The sequence below is a fragment of the Microbacterium stercoris genome (assembly GCF_017592545.1).
Lineage (GTDB): Bacteria > Actinomycetota > Actinomycetes > Actinomycetales > Microbacteriaceae > Microbacterium > Microbacterium stercoris.
This window is the reverse complement of the sequence record NZ_JAGFOA010000002.1, coordinates 188,379-209,597: the sequence shown is the minus strand read 5'-3', so window position 1 is coordinate 209,597 and position 21,219 is coordinate 188,379. Positions and strand designations below refer to the sequence as shown.

General features: G+C 70.6%; 15 protein-coding genes. 3 read left to right on the top strand and 12 right to left on the bottom strand.

What is annotated here, in order from left to right:
- Positions 1-103: 103 nt before the first annotated feature.
- From J5V96_RS05165 to recQ, 3 genes are all read right to left on the bottom strand, one after another.
- Entirely contained in the window at positions 104-2,182 is a 2,079-nt protein-coding gene (locus J5V96_RS05165; protein WP_208501284.1) for an acyl-CoA dehydrogenase family protein, read from the bottom strand.
- 246 nt (positions 2,183-2,428) lie between these two features.
- Positions 2,429-3,820, bottom strand: a complete 1,392-nt coding sequence (locus J5V96_RS05160) for a hypothetical protein (protein WP_208501261.1) — start codon at positions 3,818-3,820, stop codon at positions 2,429-2,431.
- Between the two features lie 111 nt (positions 3,821-3,931).
- Positions 3,932-5,959, bottom strand: a complete 2,028-nt coding sequence (gene recQ / locus J5V96_RS05155) for a DNA helicase RecQ (RefSeq protein ID WP_208501259.1) — start codon at positions 5,957-5,959, stop codon at positions 3,932-3,934.
- Between the two features lie 81 nt (positions 5,960-6,040).
- On the opposite strand from recQ, the gene J5V96_RS05150 reads away from it, so the two are divergent.
- The gene (locus J5V96_RS05150; RefSeq protein ID WP_307793531.1) at positions 6,041-7,015 is read left to right on the top strand and encodes a pirin family protein; all 975 of its coding nucleotides are present in this window, start codon (positions 6,041-6,043) and stop codon (positions 7,013-7,015) included.
- 72 nt (positions 7,016-7,087) lie between these two features.
- Positions 7,088-8,185 (top strand): Rv2578c family radical SAM protein, encoded by a 1,098-nt coding sequence (locus J5V96_RS05145; RefSeq protein ID WP_208501257.1) that lies wholly within the window; start codon positions 7,088-7,090, stop codon positions 8,183-8,185.
- Positions 8,186-8,232: 47 nt separating this feature from the next.
- Here the strand turns inward: J5V96_RS05145 and nagE are convergent, their stop codons facing one another.
- The 8 genes from nagE to J5V96_RS05105 all read right to left on the bottom strand — a co-directional run bounded on the left by nagE (position 8,233) and on the right by J5V96_RS05105 (position 19,869).
- Positions 8,233-10,188, bottom strand: a complete 1,956-nt coding sequence (nagE, locus tag J5V96_RS05140; protein WP_208501251.1) for an N-acetylglucosamine-specific PTS transporter subunit IIBC — start codon at positions 10,186-10,188, stop codon at positions 8,233-8,235.
- A gap of 163 nt (positions 10,189-10,351) precedes the next feature.
- The gene (locus J5V96_RS05135; protein WP_208501246.1) at positions 10,352-10,678 is read right to left on the bottom strand and encodes a DUF4190 domain-containing protein; all 327 of its coding nucleotides are present in this window, start codon (positions 10,676-10,678) and stop codon (positions 10,352-10,354) included.
- A gap of 88 nt (positions 10,679-10,766) precedes the next feature.
- Entirely contained in the window at positions 10,767-11,726 is a 960-nt protein-coding gene (locus J5V96_RS05130) for a M15 family metallopeptidase (RefSeq protein ID WP_307793530.1), read from the bottom strand.
- A gap of 81 nt (positions 11,727-11,807) precedes the next feature.
- On the bottom strand, positions 11,808-12,734 hold the full coding sequence (locus J5V96_RS05125; protein ID WP_307793529.1) for an aldose 1-epimerase family protein: 927 nt from the start codon (positions 12,732-12,734) through the stop codon (positions 11,808-11,810).
- Between the two features lie 156 nt (positions 12,735-12,890).
- Positions 12,891-15,104 (bottom strand): DEAD/DEAH box helicase, encoded by a 2,214-nt coding sequence (locus J5V96_RS05120; protein WP_208501244.1) that lies wholly within the window; start codon positions 15,102-15,104, stop codon positions 12,891-12,893.
- A 655-nt stretch (positions 15,105-15,759) separates the two neighbouring features.
- Positions 15,760-18,921: an efflux RND transporter permease subunit gene (locus J5V96_RS05115; RefSeq protein WP_208501234.1), complete on the bottom strand. Its 3,162-nt coding sequence runs from the start codon at positions 18,919-18,921 to the stop codon at positions 15,760-15,762.
- A gap of 151 nt (positions 18,922-19,072) precedes the next feature.
- Positions 19,073-19,465 (bottom strand): fluoride efflux transporter FluC, encoded by a 393-nt coding sequence (locus tag J5V96_RS05110; RefSeq protein WP_307793528.1) that lies wholly within the window; start codon positions 19,463-19,465, stop codon positions 19,073-19,075.
- Positions 19,462-19,869: a fluoride efflux transporter FluC gene (locus J5V96_RS05105; protein ID WP_208502367.1), complete on the bottom strand. Its 408-nt coding sequence runs from the start codon at positions 19,867-19,869 to the stop codon at positions 19,462-19,464. Before J5V96_RS05105 ends, J5V96_RS05110 begins: the two co-directional genes overlap by 4 nt.
- Before the next feature lie 137 nt (positions 19,870-20,006).
- Between J5V96_RS05105 and J5V96_RS05100 the strand changes: the two genes are divergently transcribed.
- Positions 20,007-20,285 (top strand): hypothetical protein, encoded by a 279-nt coding sequence (locus J5V96_RS05100; RefSeq protein WP_208501220.1) that lies wholly within the window; start codon positions 20,007-20,009, stop codon positions 20,283-20,285.
- A gap of 16 nt (positions 20,286-20,301) precedes the next feature.
- Here J5V96_RS05100 and J5V96_RS05095 read toward each other — a convergent pair whose 3' ends face one another.
- A complete protein-coding gene (locus J5V96_RS05095; RefSeq protein WP_208501218.1) occupies positions 20,302-21,060 on the bottom strand; it encodes a MerR family transcriptional regulator in 759 nt (252 codons plus the stop codon).
- Positions 21,061-21,219 lie beyond the last annotated feature (159 nt).

Genomic DNA, 21,219 nt, shown 5'->3' with positions numbered 1-21,219 from the left:
CGAAAGCTGCCCGTCGGCCCGCGAGGGCACCTCTCCCCCGAGCCGCAGACACGCCGCGGGCCCGAGGCGTCTCCACCCCGGGCCCGTCGTCCGCCTGCCGGAATCAGCGCTTCGCCGGCTTCTTCTCCTTCGCGGGCGCCTCGCCACTGGCCGCGAGCGCGGCGTAGTGAGCGGCGGCCTCCTCCTGGCGGAGGCGCTCGGCGCCGGACGCGATCGGCGCACGGACATGCTCGGGCGCATGTCCGAACGCGTCGACGAGATCCGGCGCGTGCGGGCGCAGGCGGCGGCAGAGGCGGTCGATGTACCGGGTGACGGCGCTCGCGCGCTGACCCGACAGGCGGCCGTGGATGAGGTACCAGGCGAGGTGCTTCTCGATCAGCGTCAGGCCGAACAGATCGCGCAGCCAGCCGAGCACCTCGCGGGTGTCGGCATCCTCGATCGAGGCGACGATGTCGGTGAAGGCCTCCCACTGGAGCAGCTCGCCGTGCGCGCGCGACGCCTCGAGCAGCTCCACCTGGTTCTCGTTGAACAGCGCGGCCGCGTCCTCAGGGCCCAGCTTCGAGGCGTTGCGCAGGCGACCCGCGACATCCGCCACCATCTGCTGCACCCGGCCCGTCAGCAGCTCGTGCTGGTCCTTCGCTCGCAGGCCGAGCTCGACCGAGCGCGCGACCTGACCGAGGTCGGCGACCGCCTGGCCGAGCTGGCGCAGACCCGCGCCGTGGAACACCTTTCCGGCGGTCTGACCCACGACGAACGCCGCGAGTTCCTTGCTGTCCTTGCCCTTGAACTGCTTGGCGTAGTCGGCGAGGAGGCGCTTGCCGACGAGCTGCAGCAGCACGTTGTTGTCGCCCTCGAACGTCGCGTAGACGTCGAGGTCCTGGTGCAGGCTCACGAGGCGGTTCTCGGCGAGGAAGCCGGCGCCGCCGCAGGCTTCGCGCGCCTCCTGGATCGTGTCGAGCGCGTTCCAGGTCGACAGCGGCTTCAGCGCGGCCGCGAGCGTCTCCAGATCCTCGCGGTTCTGCTCGGTGTCGGTCTCGCCGCCGAACACCCCGTGGAACTTCTGCAGCAGCTCGTCGTGCGCGAATGCCTGCGCATAGGTCGTCGCGATGAGCGGCAGCAGGCGGCGCTGGTGCTTGCCGTAGTCCATCAGCACCGTCTCGGCGCCGGTGGCGCCGGCGAACTGGCGACGCTGGTTGCCGTACGTGACCGCGATGTTCAGCGCGAGCGCTGCGGCGTTGGTCGCGGATCCGTCGAGCGACACCCGCCCCTGCACGAGCGCACCCAGCATGGTGAAGAAGCGACGGCCGGGGCTGGCGATCGGGCTCGAGTAGGTGCCATCGGCCGCGACATCGCCGTAGCGGTTGAGCAGGTTCTCGCGCGGGACGCGTACCTGGTCGAAGTGCAGGCGTCCGTTGTCGATGCCGTTCAGGCCGCCCTTGACGCCGTCGTCCTCGCCGCCGACGCCCGGCAGGAATCCCTCGTCGTCGCGGATCGGCACGAAGAAGCAGTGCACGCCGTAGTTGACGCCGCCGGTGATGAGCTGCGCGAAGACCGTGGCCGCGCGACCGTGAACGGCGGCGTTGCCGAGGTAGTCCTTCCAGGCGCCGCGGAACGGCGTGTGGATGACGAACTCCTCCGTCTCCGGGTCGTAGGTGGCCGTGGTGCCGATCGCGGCGACGTCCGATCCGTGACCCGTCTCGGTCATCGCGAACGCGCCGGGGATCTCGAGCGAGATCGCGCCTCGAAGCCACTTGTCCCAGTGCTTCTTGGTGCCGAGCTGGTAGATGGCCGAGGTGAACAGGCCCCACTGCACACCGGCCTTGATCTGCAGGCTCGGGTCGGCGAAGACCAGTTCCTCGAAGCTCGCGAGGTTGCCGCCGTTGTTGCTCTCGCCGCCGTACTCGGCGGGGAACGCGCGGGCGATGGAGTTGTGCGCGACGAGCTTCTTCAGCTGCTGGAACACGCGCTCGCGGTGATCGTGGTGCGTGAGACCGGGCTCCTGCCAGAACGCCGGGTCCTTGATCATCTCGCGGGCGGTGCGACGCACGTCGGCCCACGTGCCGAGCAGCTTGTCGGTGACCAGCGGGACGTCGATGCGAGGGCTGGGCGACGGGTCTGCGGGGGCCGTGGCGGCCTCGTGGGCCTTCTCAGGATCCTGGGGGCGAACAGCGGTGTCTGCCATGACTGCCTTCCACGTGATTGGGGTCGGGGCTCTCTCCCAACGGTAGGACGGCGACAACCCAGGCAGAACCTTCTTGTACGTGATCGACAGAATCGCTTCGCAGCGTCCGCGGACCGGATGTGCTGGCGCAACAGACACCTCAACGGCGCACGGCGGTGAGCCCCGGCGCGCTCGGCCTGCTTCGCTGCGCACGGGATCCGGATCCGGCTCTGCCTGCGGGGGTGTCGAGGGACGCGGCGGTGGACGTCATTGGACCGTGAACGTGGGCTCACCGATCTTGAGGAGCTCGACCGTGTGATCCCAGTCGAATCGCGCTGTCCCCTCCGCACCCAGCTGAATCGTCTTCGTGCGGAGGAGCCCGTTCGAGACGACGACGGTGGTGTGGGGCGTTCCCGTGACCTCGAGGTGATAGGTCGCGGCGACCTGAGTCTCGAGCAGCCCGTCGAGCAGCTTGTCGACGACTCCGCCGAGGCTGCCGAGCAGCTTCGCGAGAAGCCCCGTGGGCGCGGTGTACTCCCTCACCGTGGGCTCGACGACGACCACGGGCGGCGGCTCGGCGGGAGGAGGCGTCGGCTGCGCGGGAGGGGACGTCGGCTGCGGCTCGGCGGGAGGGGGCGTCGGGTGCGGCTCGGCGGGAGGAGGCGTCGGGGTCGGGTGCGCGGGAGGGGGCGTCGGCGCGGGCTGCGCCGGCTGCGTCGGGGTCGGCTCGGGCGCCTCCGAGGTCGGCGTGGGAGTGGGCAGCGGCGCGGGGTCGATGTCGCCGTCGCCGTCGGCACCGGGTTCACCGGACTGCGGAGGCGTCGGGAGGGGCACTTCTGGCTGCTCGCCGGTGCCCGGGGATCCGTCCGGGTCGGTCGTGGGGGCACCCGATGGCTCGGGAGGCGCCGGCGCGGGGGAACCAAACGGAGGAGTGCTCCCCGGAGGCGGGCTCGGCGGCTTGGGGTTCGAGGGCGCAGGGTTCGGGGGCGCAGGTTTCGAGGGCGCAGGTTTCGGGGGCGCAGCGGGTTCCGGCGCCGTGGGAGCGTCCGCCAGGGGCGGCGACGTGGGCAAGCCGCCGGGGGCTTGCTGTGACGGAGATCGCGGGGCGGCGGGCGGGCGGTCGCCGCTGCCGTTCTGCTTCGGCGAGGCCGGAACATCCGGCCGCATCGGGTCGGCCGGAGGCTCGTCGGCGCGCCGATTGCGCGGCAGATCGGCCGTGACGCGGCCGCCCTCGGCACCCAGCGGACGCTTTGTCGAGAGCGGATACGGCTGCGCGACCTGTTCGGCGTGATCGGCGGATGGGGCATTGAGCGCGCTCATCTCGAGCAGGTCCGCCCCGGGAGGCGGTGCGAACGTCGCGGTGATGACGGCAACCGCGGCGGCTGCCATGCCCGCGGTGGCGAGCTGCCCGGCTCGGCGCAGCGGTGTCGGCCCGGCGTACTCGACGTCGATCCGGAATGTCAGGCTGGCGGCGGCCGGCAGTTGGCCACCGGCGCGCGTCGCGCCCTCGTGCGTCACGGGCACCGCGTAGACCGGCGCGTCCAGATCGCCGCCGTCCGAGATCGATGCGGGGCGGATCGGCGCGGCCGACGGAAGGACGGTCTCGACCCGTGGCGCGCGCGGCACCGCGTCTGCGGCGACACCGCGCTCGTCGGTCATCAGATCGTCCCCCGGGCTCCTGCCCGGGCGCGCAGGAGATCTCACCGCAAATTAACACGGCTGACCGCGATATCGCATGCCAGAATCCTGGTCGGGTTCAGCGGGCTCCGCTCACGCGCCAGCGCGCGCGATCACCTCGAGTACGGCCTCGCCGTAGGCCTCCCGCTTGCGCTCTCCGATGCCGGAGATCGCCGCGAGCGCGCCCTGCGTTGCGGGCCGATGCTCGGCGAGCGCACGCAGTGTCGCGTCGCCGAAGACGATGTACGCGGGAACACCCTGCGCACGTGCCTGCTCGGCGCGCCAGGTGCGCAGCGCTTCGAAGAGTTCGCGATGCTCGGGCGCCAGCTGCTCGGCCGCCGAGGCCTTGCGCGCGCCGCCGGAGGCACGGGAGACGCGTCCGATCGTGTCCCGCCGGAGAAGCACCGGCGTCTCGCCTCGCAGCACTCCCCCGCTCGCCTCGCTCACCGCGAGCGTGCCGTACTCGCCCTGCGCGACCAGCAGACCGCGCGCGAGGAGCTGACGGATCACGCTGCGCCAATCCTGTTCGGAGAGGTCGGCGCCGATGCCGTAGGTCGCGATCGACTCATGACGCATCGAGCGGATGCGCTCGGTGGAGGCCCCCCGCAGGATGTCGATGAGGTGCCCGGCACCGAACGCCTGGTTGCGCTCGCGGCGCAGCCGAACGATCGTCGAGAGCAGCTTCTGCGCGGGGATCGTGCCGTCCCACGTCTCGGGCGGGGTGAGGCAGGTGTCGCAGTTTCCGCAGGGCTCGGATGCCTGGCCGAAGTACGACAGCAGGTTCTGCCGACGGCAGCTCACGGTCTCGCAGAGCGCGAGCATCGCGTCGAGGTGCTGCCCCTGCCGCTGCTGGATCGCGCGATCGCCGTCGGACTGCTGAATGAGGCGGCGCTGCTGAACGACGTCGCCGAGGCCGTAGGCCATCCACGCCTGAGCGGGCTCGCCGTCGCGGCCCGCGCGTCCGGTCTCCTGGTAGTACCCCTCGACCGACTTCGGCAGATCGATGTGGGCGACGAACCGCACATCCGGCTTGTCGATGCCCATGCCGAACGCGATCGTGGCCACCACAACCACGCCGTCCTCCCGCAGGAAGCGCGCCTGGTGTCGCGCGCGTGTGCCCGCGTCGAGGCCCGCGTGATAGGGGATGGCGTCGATGCCCTGCTTGGCCAGGTACTCCGCGGTCTGCTCGACCGCCTTGCGGCTGAGCGCGTAGACGATGCCCGCAGATCCTTCGGGCTGCGACCGGATGAACGACAGCAGCTGCGAGCGCGGTTCGGTCTTGGCGTCGATCCGGTAGCGGATATTCGGGCGGTCGAAGCTCGCCACGAAATGCTTCGCCTCGGGCAGACGCAGGCGCTCGGTGATCTCGCGGTGGGTCTCTCGCGTGGCCGTGGCGGTGAGCGCCAGCCGGGGGACGCCGCGGAATCGCTCCGCGAGACCCCCGAGGGCGAGGTAGTCGGGGCGGAAATCGTGGCCCCACTGCGAGACGCAATGGGCCTCGTCGATGGCGATGATGCTGAGGGTTCCACGCTCGAGAAGACGCAGGGTCTGCTCGCTGTTCAGGCGCTCAGGCGCGACATAGAGGAGGTCGAGCTCGCCCGCGAGATAGGCCTGCTCGACGCGAGCGCGCTCATCCGGAGCCTGCGTGGAGTTGAGATAGGCGGCGCGGACCCCGTTGGCGACGAGCGCGTCGACCTGGTCGTGCATCAGCGCGATGAGCGGCGAGACCACCAGGCCCGTGCCCGGGCGCACCAGCGCGGGGACCTGATAGCAGACGCTCTTGCCGCCGCCCGTGGGCATCAGGACGACGGCGTCGCCGCCCGCGATCACGTGCTCGACGATCGCCTGCTGATCACCGCGGAACGCGTCGTAGCCGTAGACCGTCTTGAGCGCGTCGAGCGGGGTCGCGTATCGCGAGGGCGCCGACCGCGGGGAGCGGGATGTCGACGGCGGCGCGACGGCCGCAACCGCGAGCTCCTCCGGAGGAGCCGCGTCGAGATACGGGTCGTACGGCGGCTCGTCGTCGTAGGGAACCCAATCGCCCGGTCCGCCCTGCTCGGACGGATCGGCGGGCGCCCACGACCCCCAGTCGGCGCGGGAATCAGGGGCGTTCGGAGTCACGTGCCCACTCTAAGCGGCGGGTCCGACAGGTCCCCCGGCTGTGCATGACCGGGGTAGCGTGGCGAGCATGGGGACGAACCAGTGAGCCGGCTCGACGTCGACGTCGAGGAGACTCCGCTCGGCGCATCGGCCTGTGACGGCCCGCGCGAGCTCCTGCTCGAGCCGCGCGAGGTGCCGCTCGGCGGCGTGCGCGCGATGGCGGTGCACCGCTCGCTTCCCCAGCGCGACCTCCCGACGGTGGGCGCGTGGTGCTTCTTCGACCGCTTCGGCCCGCAGGACACGGTGATGCGCGTCGAGCCGCACCCGCACATCGGACTCCAGACCGTGACCTGGCCCCTGGTGGGAGAGATCCGGCACCGCGACAGCCTCGGCAGCGACGTGACCATCCGCCGCGGGGCGCTGAACATCATGACCTCCGGTCGCGGCATCTCTCACTCCGAGTACTCGCTCGGCGACGACGCCGCGCCACTCGACGCGCTGCAGCTGTGGATCGCGCTCCCCGAGCACCGCCGCCACGGTCGTGCGGACTTCGAGCGACACGAGCACCTGCCCACCGTCGCCTTCGACGGCGCGCTCGCCACGGTCGTCGTCGGCGAGCTCGCCGGTGTGGTGTCGCCCGCCACGGTGCACACACCGATCGTGGGCGCGGAGATCGCGCTCGAGCCGGGAGCGCGCATCCGGATCCCACTCCGTCGCGAGTGGGAGCACGCCCTCACGCTGGTGGAGGGGGACGTGACCGTGCACGCGGGACGCGAGGGCGAGCCGACCTCGGTCGGCGCGCTCGATCTCTTCTACCTCGGGCTGAACCGCGAGGGGATCGACGTCACGAGCGACACCGGCGCCGTGCTCTTCCTCCTGGGCGGCGAGCCCTTCGGCGAGGACGTCGTGATGTGGTGGAACTTCGTCGGGCGCGACCACGACGAGATCGTCGAGGCCCGTGAGCACTGGGAGGCGGGCTCCGAGCGCTTCGGGCACGTGACGACGCACGGCGCCGAGCGCATCCCCGCTCCCCCGATGCCCCAGGTGCGGCTCATGCCGCGTCGGCGGAAGGTGTGAGCGCACCGCGTTCTTCGCCTTTTTCTTCGAACCTCGCTTGACATAGATTCGGATATCTGTTCGAATCTGTGCATGAGGTGGCAGGGACAGCAACTCGGCGTCGGAGATGACAACGCGCTGCCCGGGATGGAGCAGCTCGACGGCCTCGTGCGCTCGGTCACGACACCGGAGTTCGCCCGCGTCACCTTCCACGAGGTCGCGGCGAGGTCGGCCCTCAACCACGTGCCCGGCTCGAGTGCCATGCCCTTCGACTGGACGATCAATCCGTACCGCGGATGCACACACGCCTGCGTCTACTGCTTCGCCCGCGGAACCCACGAGTACCTCGACCTGGATGCCGGGGCCGACTTCGATTCGCAGATCGTGGTGAAGGTCAACGTCGAAGAGGTGCTGCGGCGAGAGCTGGCGCGATCGAGCTGGGGGCGGGAGCCCGTCGCGCTCGGCACGAACACCGACCCGTACCAGCGGGCCGAGGGCCGCTACCGGCTGATGCCCGGCATCGCGACGGCGCTCGCCGAGTCGGGTACCCCCTTCTCGATCCTGACCAAGGGCACGCTGCTGCGGCGCGATCTGCCACTGCTGGCCGAGCTGAAGAAGCAGGTGCCGATCTCGCTCGCGCTGTCGATCGCGGTCTACGACGACGAGCTCCAGCAGGCGATCGAACCCGGCACGCCCACCGCGCAGGCCCGGCTCGACACGGTTCGCGCCGCTGCCGACCTGGGCTTCGGTGTGCAGGTGTTCCTGATGCCGATCCTGCCTCACCTGACCGACTCCTCCGAGGCGCTCGATTCGGCGCTCGCCCGGGTGAAGGCGGCCGGAGCCGCGCGGGTCGTGCACGGGGCGCTGCACCTGAGGCCGGGCGTCAAACCGTGGTTCATGCGCTGGCTCGCGCGCGACCACCCCGAGCTTCTGGGCCTCTACCGCGGCCTCTATCCGGGCGCGTCGACAAATGCGCCTCAGGCCTATCGCACCTTGCTGGCCGACCGCATCCGTCCCCTGATCCGCGCGCACGGCCTGGGCGGGAGGTCGGACGGCGACCCGTGGCGCAGGCCCACCGCCGCGGCTCCGTCGGCGACCGCGACCGCGTCACGAGTGGTCACCACATCGCGCGGACGGGCGTCCGCGGCGCGGTCCATCCAGAAGACGCCGGAGCCCGCGCGCCTGTTCTGACACGCGGGCCCCGACTGGGCTCGTCTCACGGCGAGCCCGATGAGCGTCTACGAGACGAACTCGACCTCCGCCTTCTCGTCGCTGACCACGATGACCGGGGTGATCAGCGAGAAACCGGCCGCGCGCACGCGATCCGGATCGAACGACACCAGCGGATCACCCGCCTTCACCTGGTCTCCCTGCGAGACGAGCGGCCGGAATGCCTGGTCCTTCAGCTCGACCGTGTCGATGCCGATGTGGATCAGCAGCTCGGTGCCGTCGTTCAGCGTCAGTCCGAGCGCGTGGCCGGTCGGGAACACCGTGGTGACGGTACCCGCCGCGGGGGCCACGACCGTGTCGCCCGTCGGATCGATCGCGACACCCGGCCCCATCGTGCCCTCAGCGAACATCGCATCGGGCACGTCCGAGAGGGCCAGCACGCGCCCCTCGATCGGCTGGCGCAGGCGCACGATCGACGGTGCGAGGGTCTGCACGGCCACCGTCGGCGGGGCCGCGACCGGGTCGGCGACATCGACCTCGCGGCCCGCCATCAGGTCTTCCATCGCATCCTTCACGAACTGCACGTTGAGGCCGTAGACGACCTGCACGCTGTGCCCGCCGGGCTTCATGGTGCCCGCGGCTCCCGCCTTCCGGAGCGCGGCGTCGTCGACCTTCGTGGTGTCGGCGACCTCGAGCCGCAGCCGGGTGGCGCAGTTGTCGAGCGAAGTGATGTTGCCGGCCCCGCCGAGGCCGCGAATGAAGCCGGAGGCGATGGCCGCGTACTTCGACTCGCCCGTGGGCACCGCCGACACCGGCGTGCCGCCACCCGCGGTGAGCGGCGTCCCGGTCTCGATGGCGACATCGTCATCCTCGCGCCCCGGGGTCTTGAGGTCGAAGCGCCGGATGATGAAGCGGAACACGAAGAAGTAGACGACGAACCACCCGATGCCCATCACGGGGATCAGCCACGGATTCACCGCCAGCGGATTGACCCATCCGAGCACCAGGTCGATGAAGCCGCCCGAGAAGCCGAAGCCCATGCGCACCGGCAGCAGCGCCGCGATGGTCAACGAGATGCCCATAAAGAGCGCGTGAAGCGCGTAGAGCCAGGGCGCGAGGAATAGGAAGGAGAACTCGAGCGGCTCGGTCACTCCCACGAAGAACGAGGCGATCGAGGCCGAGAGCAGGATGCCGGCCACGGCCTTGCGGCGGTTCGTCTTCGCGGTGACGTACATCGCGAGCGCCGCGCCGGGCAGACCGAACATCATGACCGGGAAGAAGCCCGTCATGTACTGGCCGGTCACGCCGCGCACGCCGTCGCCGTTCGCGCCGTCGAGGAAGTTGCTGAGGTCGTTGATGCCGGCGATGTCGAACCAGAAGACCGAGTTCAGCGCGTGGTGCAGGCCGAGCGGGATGAGCAGGCGGTTGAGCATTCCGTAGATGCCGGCGCCGACGGGACCGAGGGTCAGGATCCACTCGCCGAACGCGACGAGGGCGCCGAACACCACCGGCCAGATGAAGAAGAGCAGCACGCCGACGACGAGCGAGAGGCCCGCCGCGACGATCGCCACGGAGCGCTTGCCGGAGAAGAACGACAGCCAGTCGGGCAGCTTCGTGTTCTTGAAGCGGTTGTACGACCAGGCGCCGATGAGGCCGCAGATGATGCCGACGAAGACGTTCTGCACCTTGCCGAATGCCGCATCGACGTTCTCGAGCTCGGCGGCGCCCGTGAGGGCCATGACCGTCTCGGGTTTGAGCAGCGTCGTGATCGTCAGCCAGGACGCGAGACCCGCCAGCGCGGAGGTCCCGTCGGGTTTGTCGGCCATGCCGATCGCGACGCCGATCGCGAACAGCAGTGCCATGTTGTCGAGCAGCGCACCGCCCGCGGCACCGAAGAACGCCGATACGACGTTCGGGCCGGCGGCCGTGGCGATCCAATAGCCGATACCGGACAGGATCGCTGCCACCGGGAGCACGGCAACGGGCAGCATCAGCGACCTGCCCAGTCGTTGGAAGAACTTCATCGGTCTCTCCAAAGGGTCGGGGATGCCCGCACTGTACTCCCGGACGCGCCGGATCCCGCGCAAGCGCACACGCCGAGCCCGTCCTGAGATCCGACCGCGCGGTGCTCCGGGCATGCAGAAGGGGAGCGCCCACCCGGACGCTCCCCTTCTGAACCTGGCGCGGTCAGTAGTTGTAGGTGCCGTACTGCGCCATCGCCGCGAAGAACAGGATCATGGCGAAGATGCCGCCGATGACGCCGAGCACCAGCAGGATGATGCTGACGATGATTCCCCACTTCGCGAGCTGGTTGTCGTAGCCGGCGGCCTTCGACTTGTTGCGCGCGATGATGGAGACGATCAGTCCCGCGAGAGCGAAGACGAACGCCAGGATGAAGCCCACGATGCCGAGCGTCTTGCCCGGATCCTCGGCGGGAGCGCCGCCGTACTGCGGGCCTCCGTATTGCGGGGCTCCGTACTGCGGCGGCTGAGCGGACGGGTACTCGTTGGTCATGGTGCTCCCCCAGGGGCGTCGGGCGACCGGATCGGCGGGCGCCGGATCCACGCGACACGCTATCGGAGACGAGCCCGCCCGCGTGAAATCAGCCGTAGTCGGGAGCGGCGGGCAGCCCGAAGAACGCCTCGAGCGTGCGGTGCCCGCCCTGGTGGTAGACCTCGGCGAGCTCGGGGCCGATGTACCGCAGGTGCCACGGCTCGGGGTCGTATCCCGTGATCGACGTCTGGTCCTGCTCGTAGCGCACGATCCAGCCGAAACGCCACCCGTTCTCCGCCACCCACTGCGCCTGCGGGGTGCCCCCGAACTCGTAGATCGTGCCGCAGCCACCGTCGTCGCACGCGACGACGTCGACCGCGAGACCGAGCTGATGCTCGCTGTAGCCCGGACGTGCCGAGAGCGCATCGGCTCCGTGCTGGCCGCGGGCGTCCACCTGCGAGTGGTAGGTGTCCACCTGGACGTCGTAGGAGCGGTAGCCGCTGAAGAGCGACATCCGCCCCGCTCCCGCCTCCGTGGCCGCCGCCACCAGCTGCTCGAACGACGCGATCACATCGGCACGCAGGCGTCCGTCGACCATGTGCGACGGCGGCACCTCCACGTGAGACGGCGCGTACTGCGCCGGGTTCAGCGGCCGCAGCTTGTTGACCACGACCCACGGCAACGACGGGTCGTCCAGCGGAACGCACGGCGCTGCTCCCGCGAGTATCGCCTCGTGCATCGCGGCCGCACCGCCGAAGGCCGCGATCATCGCCGCGGGATCCTTCGCCTGCAGGGCACCGCCGGCGCATCCGTCGACAGGCCCATCCGGATCCGCCGTGACCTGTTCGATCACCGGCACCGGGATGACGCCCGCCGCGTCGTCACCGTGGTCCTCCGCGTCGGGCGCGCGCTCCGCGGCCGCGGCGGGGCCCCGGTCGACCAGCTCGGTGAGCATCGCCACCTCGCCGCCCAGCAGCGCGGCGGCCGCGAGCGCGACCATCGCCACTCGCCTCGTGCGGCGCAGGCGCGCGGCACGGCGACGAGATCTGACGCGCTGGGCGTAGTTCACCGTTCCATTCTGACTCGCGGCAGCCAGAAGCGCCGGGGCTGAGCTGCCCCGGCGCCTCTTTCCGCGTGTCGCGGGCGGATGTTACGCGGAGTACGCCACGCCCCACGTGGCCGTCCACTGCTCACCCGGTGCGAGCCGGCGCAGGTCCTGGCCCGAATTGAAGGCGTCGGTGGGCGCGGTCATCGGCTCGATCGCGAGCGCGACATCGTGACCGGGGTACTTGTCGGTGTTGAAGGCCTGGATGTAGTCCCAGTTCTCGTCCTGCCACATCGTGACGCGACGACCATCCGGAGCCGTGATCGAGGAGCGAGCGCGGCCGTCCGCGTCCCGCTCGAGCTTGCCGAAGCCCGTGTCGAGATCGAGATCGCCCACGCGGGCGCCGCCCCGCAGATCCCACTCCCCCGACACCGGCACCTCGGCGGTCGGCAGCAACCGCTCGTCCACCTCGAAGACGGTGGTGGCGGGCAGCGTGAGCGTGAGATCAGCGGTCTCGACGCCGCCGATGCAGAAGAACGGGTGCGTGCCCAGTGCCACGGGGGCGTCGCCCTCGCCGACGTTCTCCACCGCATGCGTGACCTGCACGCCGTCGTCGGTGAGCGTGTAGGTGACCGAGGTGCGCAGCGTGTACGGCCAGCCGTGCTGCGGGAAGATCGTGGCGTTCAGCGTCACGGTGTCCTCGGACGCGTCGATCTCGTAGGGCGTGTAACGCAGGAGACCGTGGATGGCGTTGTTCAGGGCCACCTCGGTGAGGTCGAGCTGACGCTCGGTGCCGTTGTCATTCCACTTGCCGTCGCGGATGCGGTTGGGCCACGGCGCGAGCACGATGCCCGATCCGAACGGCGTCGGCGAGCCTGCGTCATAGCGCGTCACGATGTCGACGCCGCCGACCGAGAGGCCACGCAGGGCCGCACCCACCTGAGCGATGTGGGCGGTCACCTCGCCGCCCGTGCCCTCACGACGGAGGTGGATCTGGGTGCCGGTGGGGTCGATGCGCGTCGCTGCAGTCACGGGGTCGAGCCTATCGCCCGCGACGCCGACTGAGCGGGCGTCCGCGTCGCGCGTAGGTCGTTGCGCAAACACACCACGCCCCGCTGCCGGGGCATCCGCCCGCGAACGACGGATGCCGCCCTCCCGTCAGGAAGGCGGCATCCGGATCCGCGGTGGTTACGCCGTGAGGTCGGCGAGCGTCATGCCGCCGGTCAGCTCGTCGAGGATGTCGTCGCCCGCGCGGACGTCGTCGAACGGCGCCTCGATCTCGGCGCGCTCGAGCATCTCGGTCATACGACGGCGACGCTGGCGCGGGATGAGGGTGACGACGCGGCCGGCGTTGCCGGCGCGGCCGGTGCGGCCCGCGCGGTGCAGGTAGGTCTTGTACTCGTCCGGGGCGTCGGCCTGGATGACCAGGTCGACGTCGTCGACGTGGATGCCGCGGGCGGCGACGTCGGTGGCGACGAGCACGCGGGCGCGGCCCTTCGAGAAGCGCTCGATGTTGCGGGTGCGCTTCTGCTGGTTCAGGTCGCCGTGCAGCGAGATCGCATCGATGCCGGCCTCTTCGAACTGCTCGGCGAGCATCTCGGCGTAGGCACGCGTGCGGGTGAAGACGAGCGTCTTGCCCTCGCGGTCGACGAGCGTGTCGAGGATGCCCGCCTTCTCGCGGTGCTCGACGACGAGCACGCGGTGCTCGATCGTGCCCGTCTCCTGCGTCTCGCCGGCGACTTCGTACACCTGCGGGTCGACGAGGAACTCGTCCACGAGGGCTGCCACCTCGCGGTCCAGCGTCGCCGAGAAGAGCAGCTTCTGGCCGCCATCCGCCGTCTGACGCAGGATCTCCTGCACCGGCTCGAGGAAGCCGAGCTCGCACATGTGGTCGGCCTCGTCGAGCACCGACACCACGATCTTCGAGAGGTCGAGCTTGCCCTGCTTGGCGAGGTCGCCGATGCGGCCGGGGGTGCCGATGACGATGTCGACGCCCTTCTTGAGCGCGCCGACCTGGCGGGCCTGGGGCACGCCGCCGTAGATCTGCGTGGTGAACAGGCCCACGCTGCGGGCGATCGTCTGCACCGTGCGGTCGATCTGCAGAGCGAGCTCGCGCGTCGGCGCCATGATCAGCGCGACGGGGGCGCGGCCGAACTCGCGCTTGACGCCGGCCTTCGAACGCAGGATGCGCTCGACGAGCGGGGCGCCGAAGGCGATCGTCTTGCCGGATCCGGTGCGGCCGCGAGCGAGGACGTCGCGTCCCTCCAGGATCGACGGGGCGGTCGAGGCCTGGATCGGGAACGGCTTCTCGGCGCCGAGGCCCGCAAGCGCGCGGACGATGTTGTCACCGAAGCCGAGGTCGCCGAAGGTCACATCCGAGACCTCGTCGGCCTGCACGGCCTGCGCCTCGAGGCGCTCGTGCACCACATCGATGCGGTCCTCGTGCGCCTTGGTGCGCACGGGGCGCTCCTCGCGGCGCTCGGCCCACTTGCGCTCGCCGTCGTTGTTGAAGCTGCGCGCGGGACGCTCCTCGCGCTGCGGGCGGTCGTCGCGGGCCGGGCGGTCGGCACGGTCGAAGCGGGGACGCTCGCCATCGCGGGCCGGGCGGTCGGCGCGGTCGCCGAACCGCGGGCGCTCCTCACGCTGCGGGCGGTCGGCGCGGTCGAAGCGGGGACGCTCGCCATCGCGGGCCGGGCGGTCGGCGCGGTCGAAGCGGGGACGCTCGGCGCGGTCGGCGCGGTCGAAGCGGGGGCGCTCGCCATCGCGGGCCGGGCGGTCGGCGCGGTCGAAGCGGGGACGCTCGGCGCGGTCGTAGCGGGGACGCTCACCATCGCGGGCCGGGCGGTCGGCGCGGTCGAACGAACGACGCTCACCCTCACGGGCCGGACGGTCGAACGAACGACGCTCACCATCGCGGGCCGGGCGGTCGGCGCGGTCGAAGCGCGGACGCTCGGCGCGGTCACCGAACCGCGGGCGGTCCTCGCGCTGCGGGCGGTCGAACGAACGACGCTCGCCGTCGCGGGCCGGACGGTCGAACGAACGACGCTCGCCATCGCGGGCCGGGCGATCGACCGAACGACGCTCACCATCACGGGCCGGACGCGCATCGCGATCGAAGCGCGGACGGTCGGTGCGGTCACCGAACCGCGGGCGGTCGTCACGCTGCGGGCGGTCGAACGAACGACGCTCACCATCACGCGCCGGACGCGCATCGCGCTCGAAGCGCGGACGCTCGGTGCGGTCGTAACGAGGACGCTCGCCATCACGGGCCGGACGCTCGAATGCCGGACGGTCGGAGCGGCTGTCGTTGCCCCGGAAGGGGCCACCCGCACGCTTCTTGGCGTAGCGCGGGTCGAAGTTCTGGGCCGGGCGACCGCCGGCGGGCTTCTTGTTCTTGGGCATGCGAAGTAACGCACCTTCCGTAGGTGTTCAATGCGGCCTGTCAGGACCACATACACCCACGCTGACATTGCGTGGCATCCCAAGCCGACCCTTCAGAATACCGAGGTCGCCTGAGAGAACGCCCCCGGCGGCTCCCCCATCCCCGCACCCGGAGGACATCCCGCCCACGGCGGGCCGAATCCACCCACCCCGCCCTCCCGATCCGGGATCCCCTCCCGCTCCGCGCCGCCCCCGGACCCAATCCGCGCCCGCGGCCGCACCAGACCGGAGGAGATCCCGCCGACGGAGGACCGAACCCGCCCCGCCCGCCCTCCCGATCCGGGATCCCCTCCCGCGGCGCAGCGTCCGACCTAGTCGTGGCCGCGCCCGCACCAGATTGGAGGCGATCCCGCCGACGGAGGACCGAAACCGCCCTGCCCGTCCTCCCGATCCGGGATCCCCTCCGCACCGCCCGGGCCCGCGCCGCACCACCGCCCCCGACGCCCCGCCCCGCCCCGCACCACCGCCCCCGACGCACCACCGCCCCCGACGCACCGCACCACCGCCCCGCCGCACCACCGCCCCCGCACCGCCCGCGCCGCACCGCCCCACACCACCGCCCCGCCGCAGACGAAACGCCCGCCCCGGCGGAGCGGGGCGGGCGTTCGAGCGAGGCTCAGGCCGTGGGCGTCTGCGGGCGCAGGTCGCGGCGGCGAAGCACGGGCTTGCCGTCGGGGCCGATGATCGGAACCGACGAGGTGTGCGCCGGGGGCTCGACCGGCGGCAGTCCCTGCTTCACGCGTCGGCGTTCGCGGGCGCCCTCGACGAGGTTGTAGAGCGTCGGCAGCACGATCAGCGTCAGCACGGTCGAGGACAGCAGGCCGCCGATCACGACGATGGCGAGCGGCTGTGAGATGAAGCCGCTGTGACCGGTGATGCCGAGCGCCATCGGGGTGAGCGCGAAGATGGTCGCCAGGGCGGTCATCAGGATCGGGCGGAGACGGTTGGACGCGCCGGCGACAGTCGCGTCGTGGGCGGAGAGTCCCCGCTCGCGGTATTGGTTGACGAGATCGACGAGCACGATCGCATTGGTGACGACGATGCCGATCAGCATCAGCACGCCGATGAGCGAGGCGACGCCGAGAGGCACGCCCGTGGCCACCTGGAGCAGGATCGCGCCCGTGGCCGCGAAGGGCACGGAGACGAGCAGCAGCAGCGGCTGACGCAGCGACTTGAATGTCGCGACCATGATGACGTAGATGATCAGGATGGCCGCGAGCATCGCGAGCCCGAGCTGCGAGAACGAGTCGGCCTGCTGCTCGGCCACGCCGCCCACCTCGGCGTTCGCGCCGTCGGGCAGGTCGACCTTGGCCAGGGCGGCGTTGACCGACGCCGTGGCCTCGGCGAGGTTGTCGCCCTTCGGGGGCACGGTGACCGTGGCGGTGCGGCGGCCCTGCTGCGTGCTGATCGAGGTGGGGCTGTCGGCCATCTCGACGGAGGCGATCTCGTCGAGGCGGATGATGCCGCCTGCGGTCGGGATCGCCAGCCCGCGGAGCTCATCGACCGACGCCGGCGCGTTGGGCGTCTCGATGTACACGGTGAGTGCGCTGCCGTCGATCTCGACGGATCCGGCCTGCTGGGGACGCATCGTGTTCGACACGATGGCGCCGACGGCGACCTCGGAGAGGCCGCGTTCGGCGGCCTTCGTGCGGTCCACCTTCACGGCGATGTAGGGCAGCGACGCGGCGAGGTCGGTGGTGACGCGGCCGACCCCGGCGCGTCCATCGAGCTCTTCGACGAGCGCGTCCGACGCCGTCTGCAGGTCGTCCTGGTTCAGCGCCGAGATGGTGACGGCGATGTCGGACGATCCGAAGCCCGAGGCGGCCTGGATGGTCAGCTCGCCCGCGCCCTCGATGTCGTCGAGCGCCTTCTGGACGCGCTCGCGCAGCGCCTCCTGGTCGGCGTCGGAGTCGGTGACGATCGAGTACGTGACGCTGCCGCCACCCGAGAACGCGTCACGCAGCGGCGATCCGCTCGATCCGATCGAGGCCTGAACGGTCTCGATGCCCGAGATGCCCTCCAGCGCGGCCTCGACCTTCTGCGCGGCCGCGTCGGCCGTCGCGAGGCTGGCCGTCTCTTCGAGCTCCTGCGAGATGGTGAGCGTGTTCTGCCCCGAGTCGCCGAGGAAGTTGATCTTCATCAGCGGGGCCGCGGCGACCGTGCCGCCGAGCACGAGCACGGCGAGCAGCAGGGTGATCCACGAGTGGCTGAGCGTCCAGCGCAGCACCGGAAGGTAGGTCTTCTGCAGACGCGAGGGCGGCGCATCCGGTGATTCCGGATCGATCCGCTCGCCATTGCCGTCGAGCAGGGGCTTGCCGGGACGCAGGAACCAGTACGCGAGCACCGGCACGATCGTGAGCGAGACGAGGAGCGAGGAGACCATGGCGATCGTCACGGTCATCGCGAAGGGACGGAAGAGCTCGCCGACCATGTCGCCGACGAACACGATCGGCAGGAACACGGCGACGGTGGTGAGGGTCGAGGCGGTGACCGCCATCGCGACCTCACGCACGGCGAGCCGGATGGCGTAGCCCTTCTCGACGCCCTCCACGTAGTGCCGCTTGATGTTCTCGATCACGACGATCGAGTCGTCGACGACGCGGCCGATCGCGATGGTGAGCGCTCCGAGCGTCAGCATGTTGAGCGAGTAGCCGAAGGCCTGCAGGCCGATGAAGGTGATGAGAACCGAGGTCGGGATCGAGATCGCGGTGACGATCGTCGAGCGCAGCGACATGAGGAAGACCAGGATCACCACGACGGCGAAGACGAGGCCGAGGAGTCCCTCGGTCGCGAGCGACTCGATCGACTGGGTGATGAACGGCGCCTGGTCGAAGACCACGGTGAACTCGGCATCCGGGAACGCGTCCTCGAACGACGGGATCAGATCCTGAACGCCGTGCGAGACCTCGACGGTGTTGGCGGCCGGGAGCTTGGTGATCGCGATGGTGAGGGCGTCCTCGCCGTTCACGCGAGAGATCGAGGAGACCGGATCGGTCGTGACCGCGACATCGGCGACGTCGTCGATCTTCGCCGACTGGCCGCCGAGCAGGGGCAGCGCGGCGAGCTCCTCGGCGGAGGTGATCTTCACCCCCGTCTGCACCGTGAAGGTCGACTCGCCCTCGGTGATCTCGCCGCCCGGGAAGAGCACGCCGTTCTGCTTCAGGGCGTCGGTGATGGCCGCGGTCGACAGGCCGCGCGCGGCGAGGGCGTCCATGTCGGGCGTGATGGTGATGCGCTGGCCGAGGCCGCCGACGATCGAGGCCGATCCCACGCCGTCGACGTCCTCGAGGTCGGGCAGCACGAGCGCGTCGAGATCGGCCTGGGCCGTGGACACGTCGTCGAAGCCGGTGACCGCGATTTGGATCACGGGCAGCGCGTCGAGGCTGATCGACAGCACCTGCGGCTCGACACCGTCGGGCAGCTGGCTCGAGATGCGGTTGATCGCCTGCTGCATCTTCTGCTCGGCCGTGGCGAGGTTGGTGCCGTAGGAGAAGGAGGCCTGCACGATCGAGGAGTTCGTCGTGCTGGTGGCGCTCGTCGCATCGAGGCCCGAGACCCCCTGAATCGCCGTCTCGATCGGCGTCGACACGTCGTTCTCGACGACCTCGGGCGAGGCACCCGGATAGGTCGACATCACGAGCAGCTGCGGGAGCTCGATCGTCGGGATCAGCTCCTGCTTGAGCGTCGTCAGCGAGAGGCCGCCGAAGATCGCGGCGCAGATCGTGATCAGCGCGATGAGCGCGCGGTTCTTGAGGCTCAGGACGGCAAGGTTCGACACGGCTGTCTCTCGTTCGGAGGCGAATGGGATGAACCAGCGGCGCAGATCTGCCGATACGGTTCTGTATCCCCGACTCATTCTGGCACGCGGCCCATAACGGCCTGGTGACGCGGGACTATGGGCTGGCTGAGAACGGGCCTGTGAACGAGTCTCAGTGGGCGAGGGGAAGACCCGCGCCGGAGAGCACCATGCCGAGAGCGAGCCCGCCCGCGGCGAGCGCGACGCAGAGCACCAGCGTGCCGAGCGCATTGCCCCAGGCCGCCTCGGTGCGGCCGGACTGCGCGAGCATCTGGGTGTCCACCGCAACCGTGCTGAACGTCGTGTACCCCCCGAGCAGCCCGGTGCCCATGATCGCCAGCCACGTCGAGTCGAGCGAGAGTCCCGTGAGCAGGCCGAGCGTGAGGGATCCGCTCGCGTTGACGATCAGGATCGCCCACGGGAAGCCCGCCGGGAGCACGCGAGACAGCACCACGTCCGCGAGCCAGCGCAGGCTCGCGCCCACGCCGCCGCAGAGCGCGAGCAGGAGGAACATCAGCGTGTTCACGGGGCGATCCCCCGTCGGCGCGCGAGCTTGGCGCCCGCCTGCAGTCCGAGGATCGCGCCGGCGCCCGCCGAGAGCAGCGCCAGCGCAGCGAACAGCGCCGCGTAGAGGATGAGCCCGGCCTGCGCGAGCTCGCCGAGCAGCACCGCGAAGCCGCTGTACGTCGTGAAGCCGCCCATCACGCCCGTGCCGAGGAAGGCGCGGCGCCGCGGATGCGCGTCGCCGAGGCCCGCGACGAGGAAACCGAGCAGGCCGGATCCGACCGCGTTGATGCCGATCGTCGCGACGAGCAGGCCGAAGGTGAAGCCGCCCTGCATGGGCAGGGTGAGGGCCGCGCGCAGCGCCACGCCGAGCACACCGCCGGCGAACACCAGCGGCAGCAGCCCCCAGCGGATCGGCGCGCGCATCACCTCGTCAGCCTACGGTTCGTCCCCAGCGGCGTTCGCCGCCTCGTTTTCTCCCGAAGCGCCTCGGGCCGCTGCGGTGCCGGCTCTCACCCCCTACGGTCGTTGCTGTTCCGGTGCCCGACCGGGAGGATGGAGGCATGCAGGTGTCCGCAGAGCTCATCGCGATCATCGCCGTCGGCGTGGCCATGATCGGAAGCCTGGGGTGGGTGATGACGCGGTTCGACGCGAAGCTCGATTCGGTGGAAGGACGGCTCGAGACCCGCATCGGCTCACGGATCGATGCCGTCGAGCACCGTCTCGGCTCACGGATCGATGCCGTCGAGCACCGCCTCGGCACGATCGAGTCGGAGATCGTGGAGCTGAAGGTCGCGGTGGCCCGGATCGAGGGCCCGCGACCGCGCTTCGCGACTCGCTGACCCTCGTCCGGATGCCTCAGAGGTTCGCGTCGGCGAACACCCGCAGGGCGTCGCGCACGAAGGTCGCGCCTTCGACGCCGCCGTAGTTGGCGCCGAAGCGGTCGTCGGCGACGTACATCTCGCCGAGCCCGAGCACGTAGCCCTTCACGTCGCCCTCCGGGGCCGCCGCGGGGGTGCCGGGGATGCCCCGGAGCCACTCGACGTGCCGGCGGGCGAGGTCCTGCGCCTCGTCGGAGGCGGGATCCACGCCCGACTCGGCGGCCGCGATCCAGTCGCGTCCGAGCTGAGCCGAACGCTCCTGCCATGCGGCGCGCTCGTCTTCGGACATGCCCCGCCACCAGGCATCGCCGCGCGCGTAGGCGTCGGCGCCCCAGCGCTGCTCGACCTCCTCCTTGTGCTGCGTGTGGTCGAAGCCGTCGAACATCTTCTCTGCCATGAGGTTCTCCTCTCCTCCGAGGCCGCGGATGGTGCCGGCGACCGCCGCGATCTGGCGCGCGATCCGATCCTGCTCGTCGCGCAGCCACGCGAGATGCGTCTCGAGCGCATGGCGCTCATCCGTGTGCCGCTGGAGGATCTCCCCGATCTGCGGCAGCCCGAGCCCGAGCTGGCGCAGCAGCAGGATGCGCTGCAGGCGCACGAGGGCACGCTCGTCGTAATAGCGGTACCCGTTGGCGCCCACCCGCGTGGCAGGCAGCAGCCCGAGCTCTCCGTAGTGACGCAGCGCGCGGCTCGTGGTGCCCGCGAGCTTCGCGATCTGCTGGATCGACCATTCCATCCGTCGTCCTCCTTCCTTGTTGATTCGATGCTCCGGCTTGACGTTGCGTCAAAGTCAAGGCCGGTAACCCTTCGGATTCGCTGAACGACCTCGACAATCGAGATATATCGTGTTTCACTCAGGGTATCGAGATATATCTCGAGTTCATCCTGAAGGGAC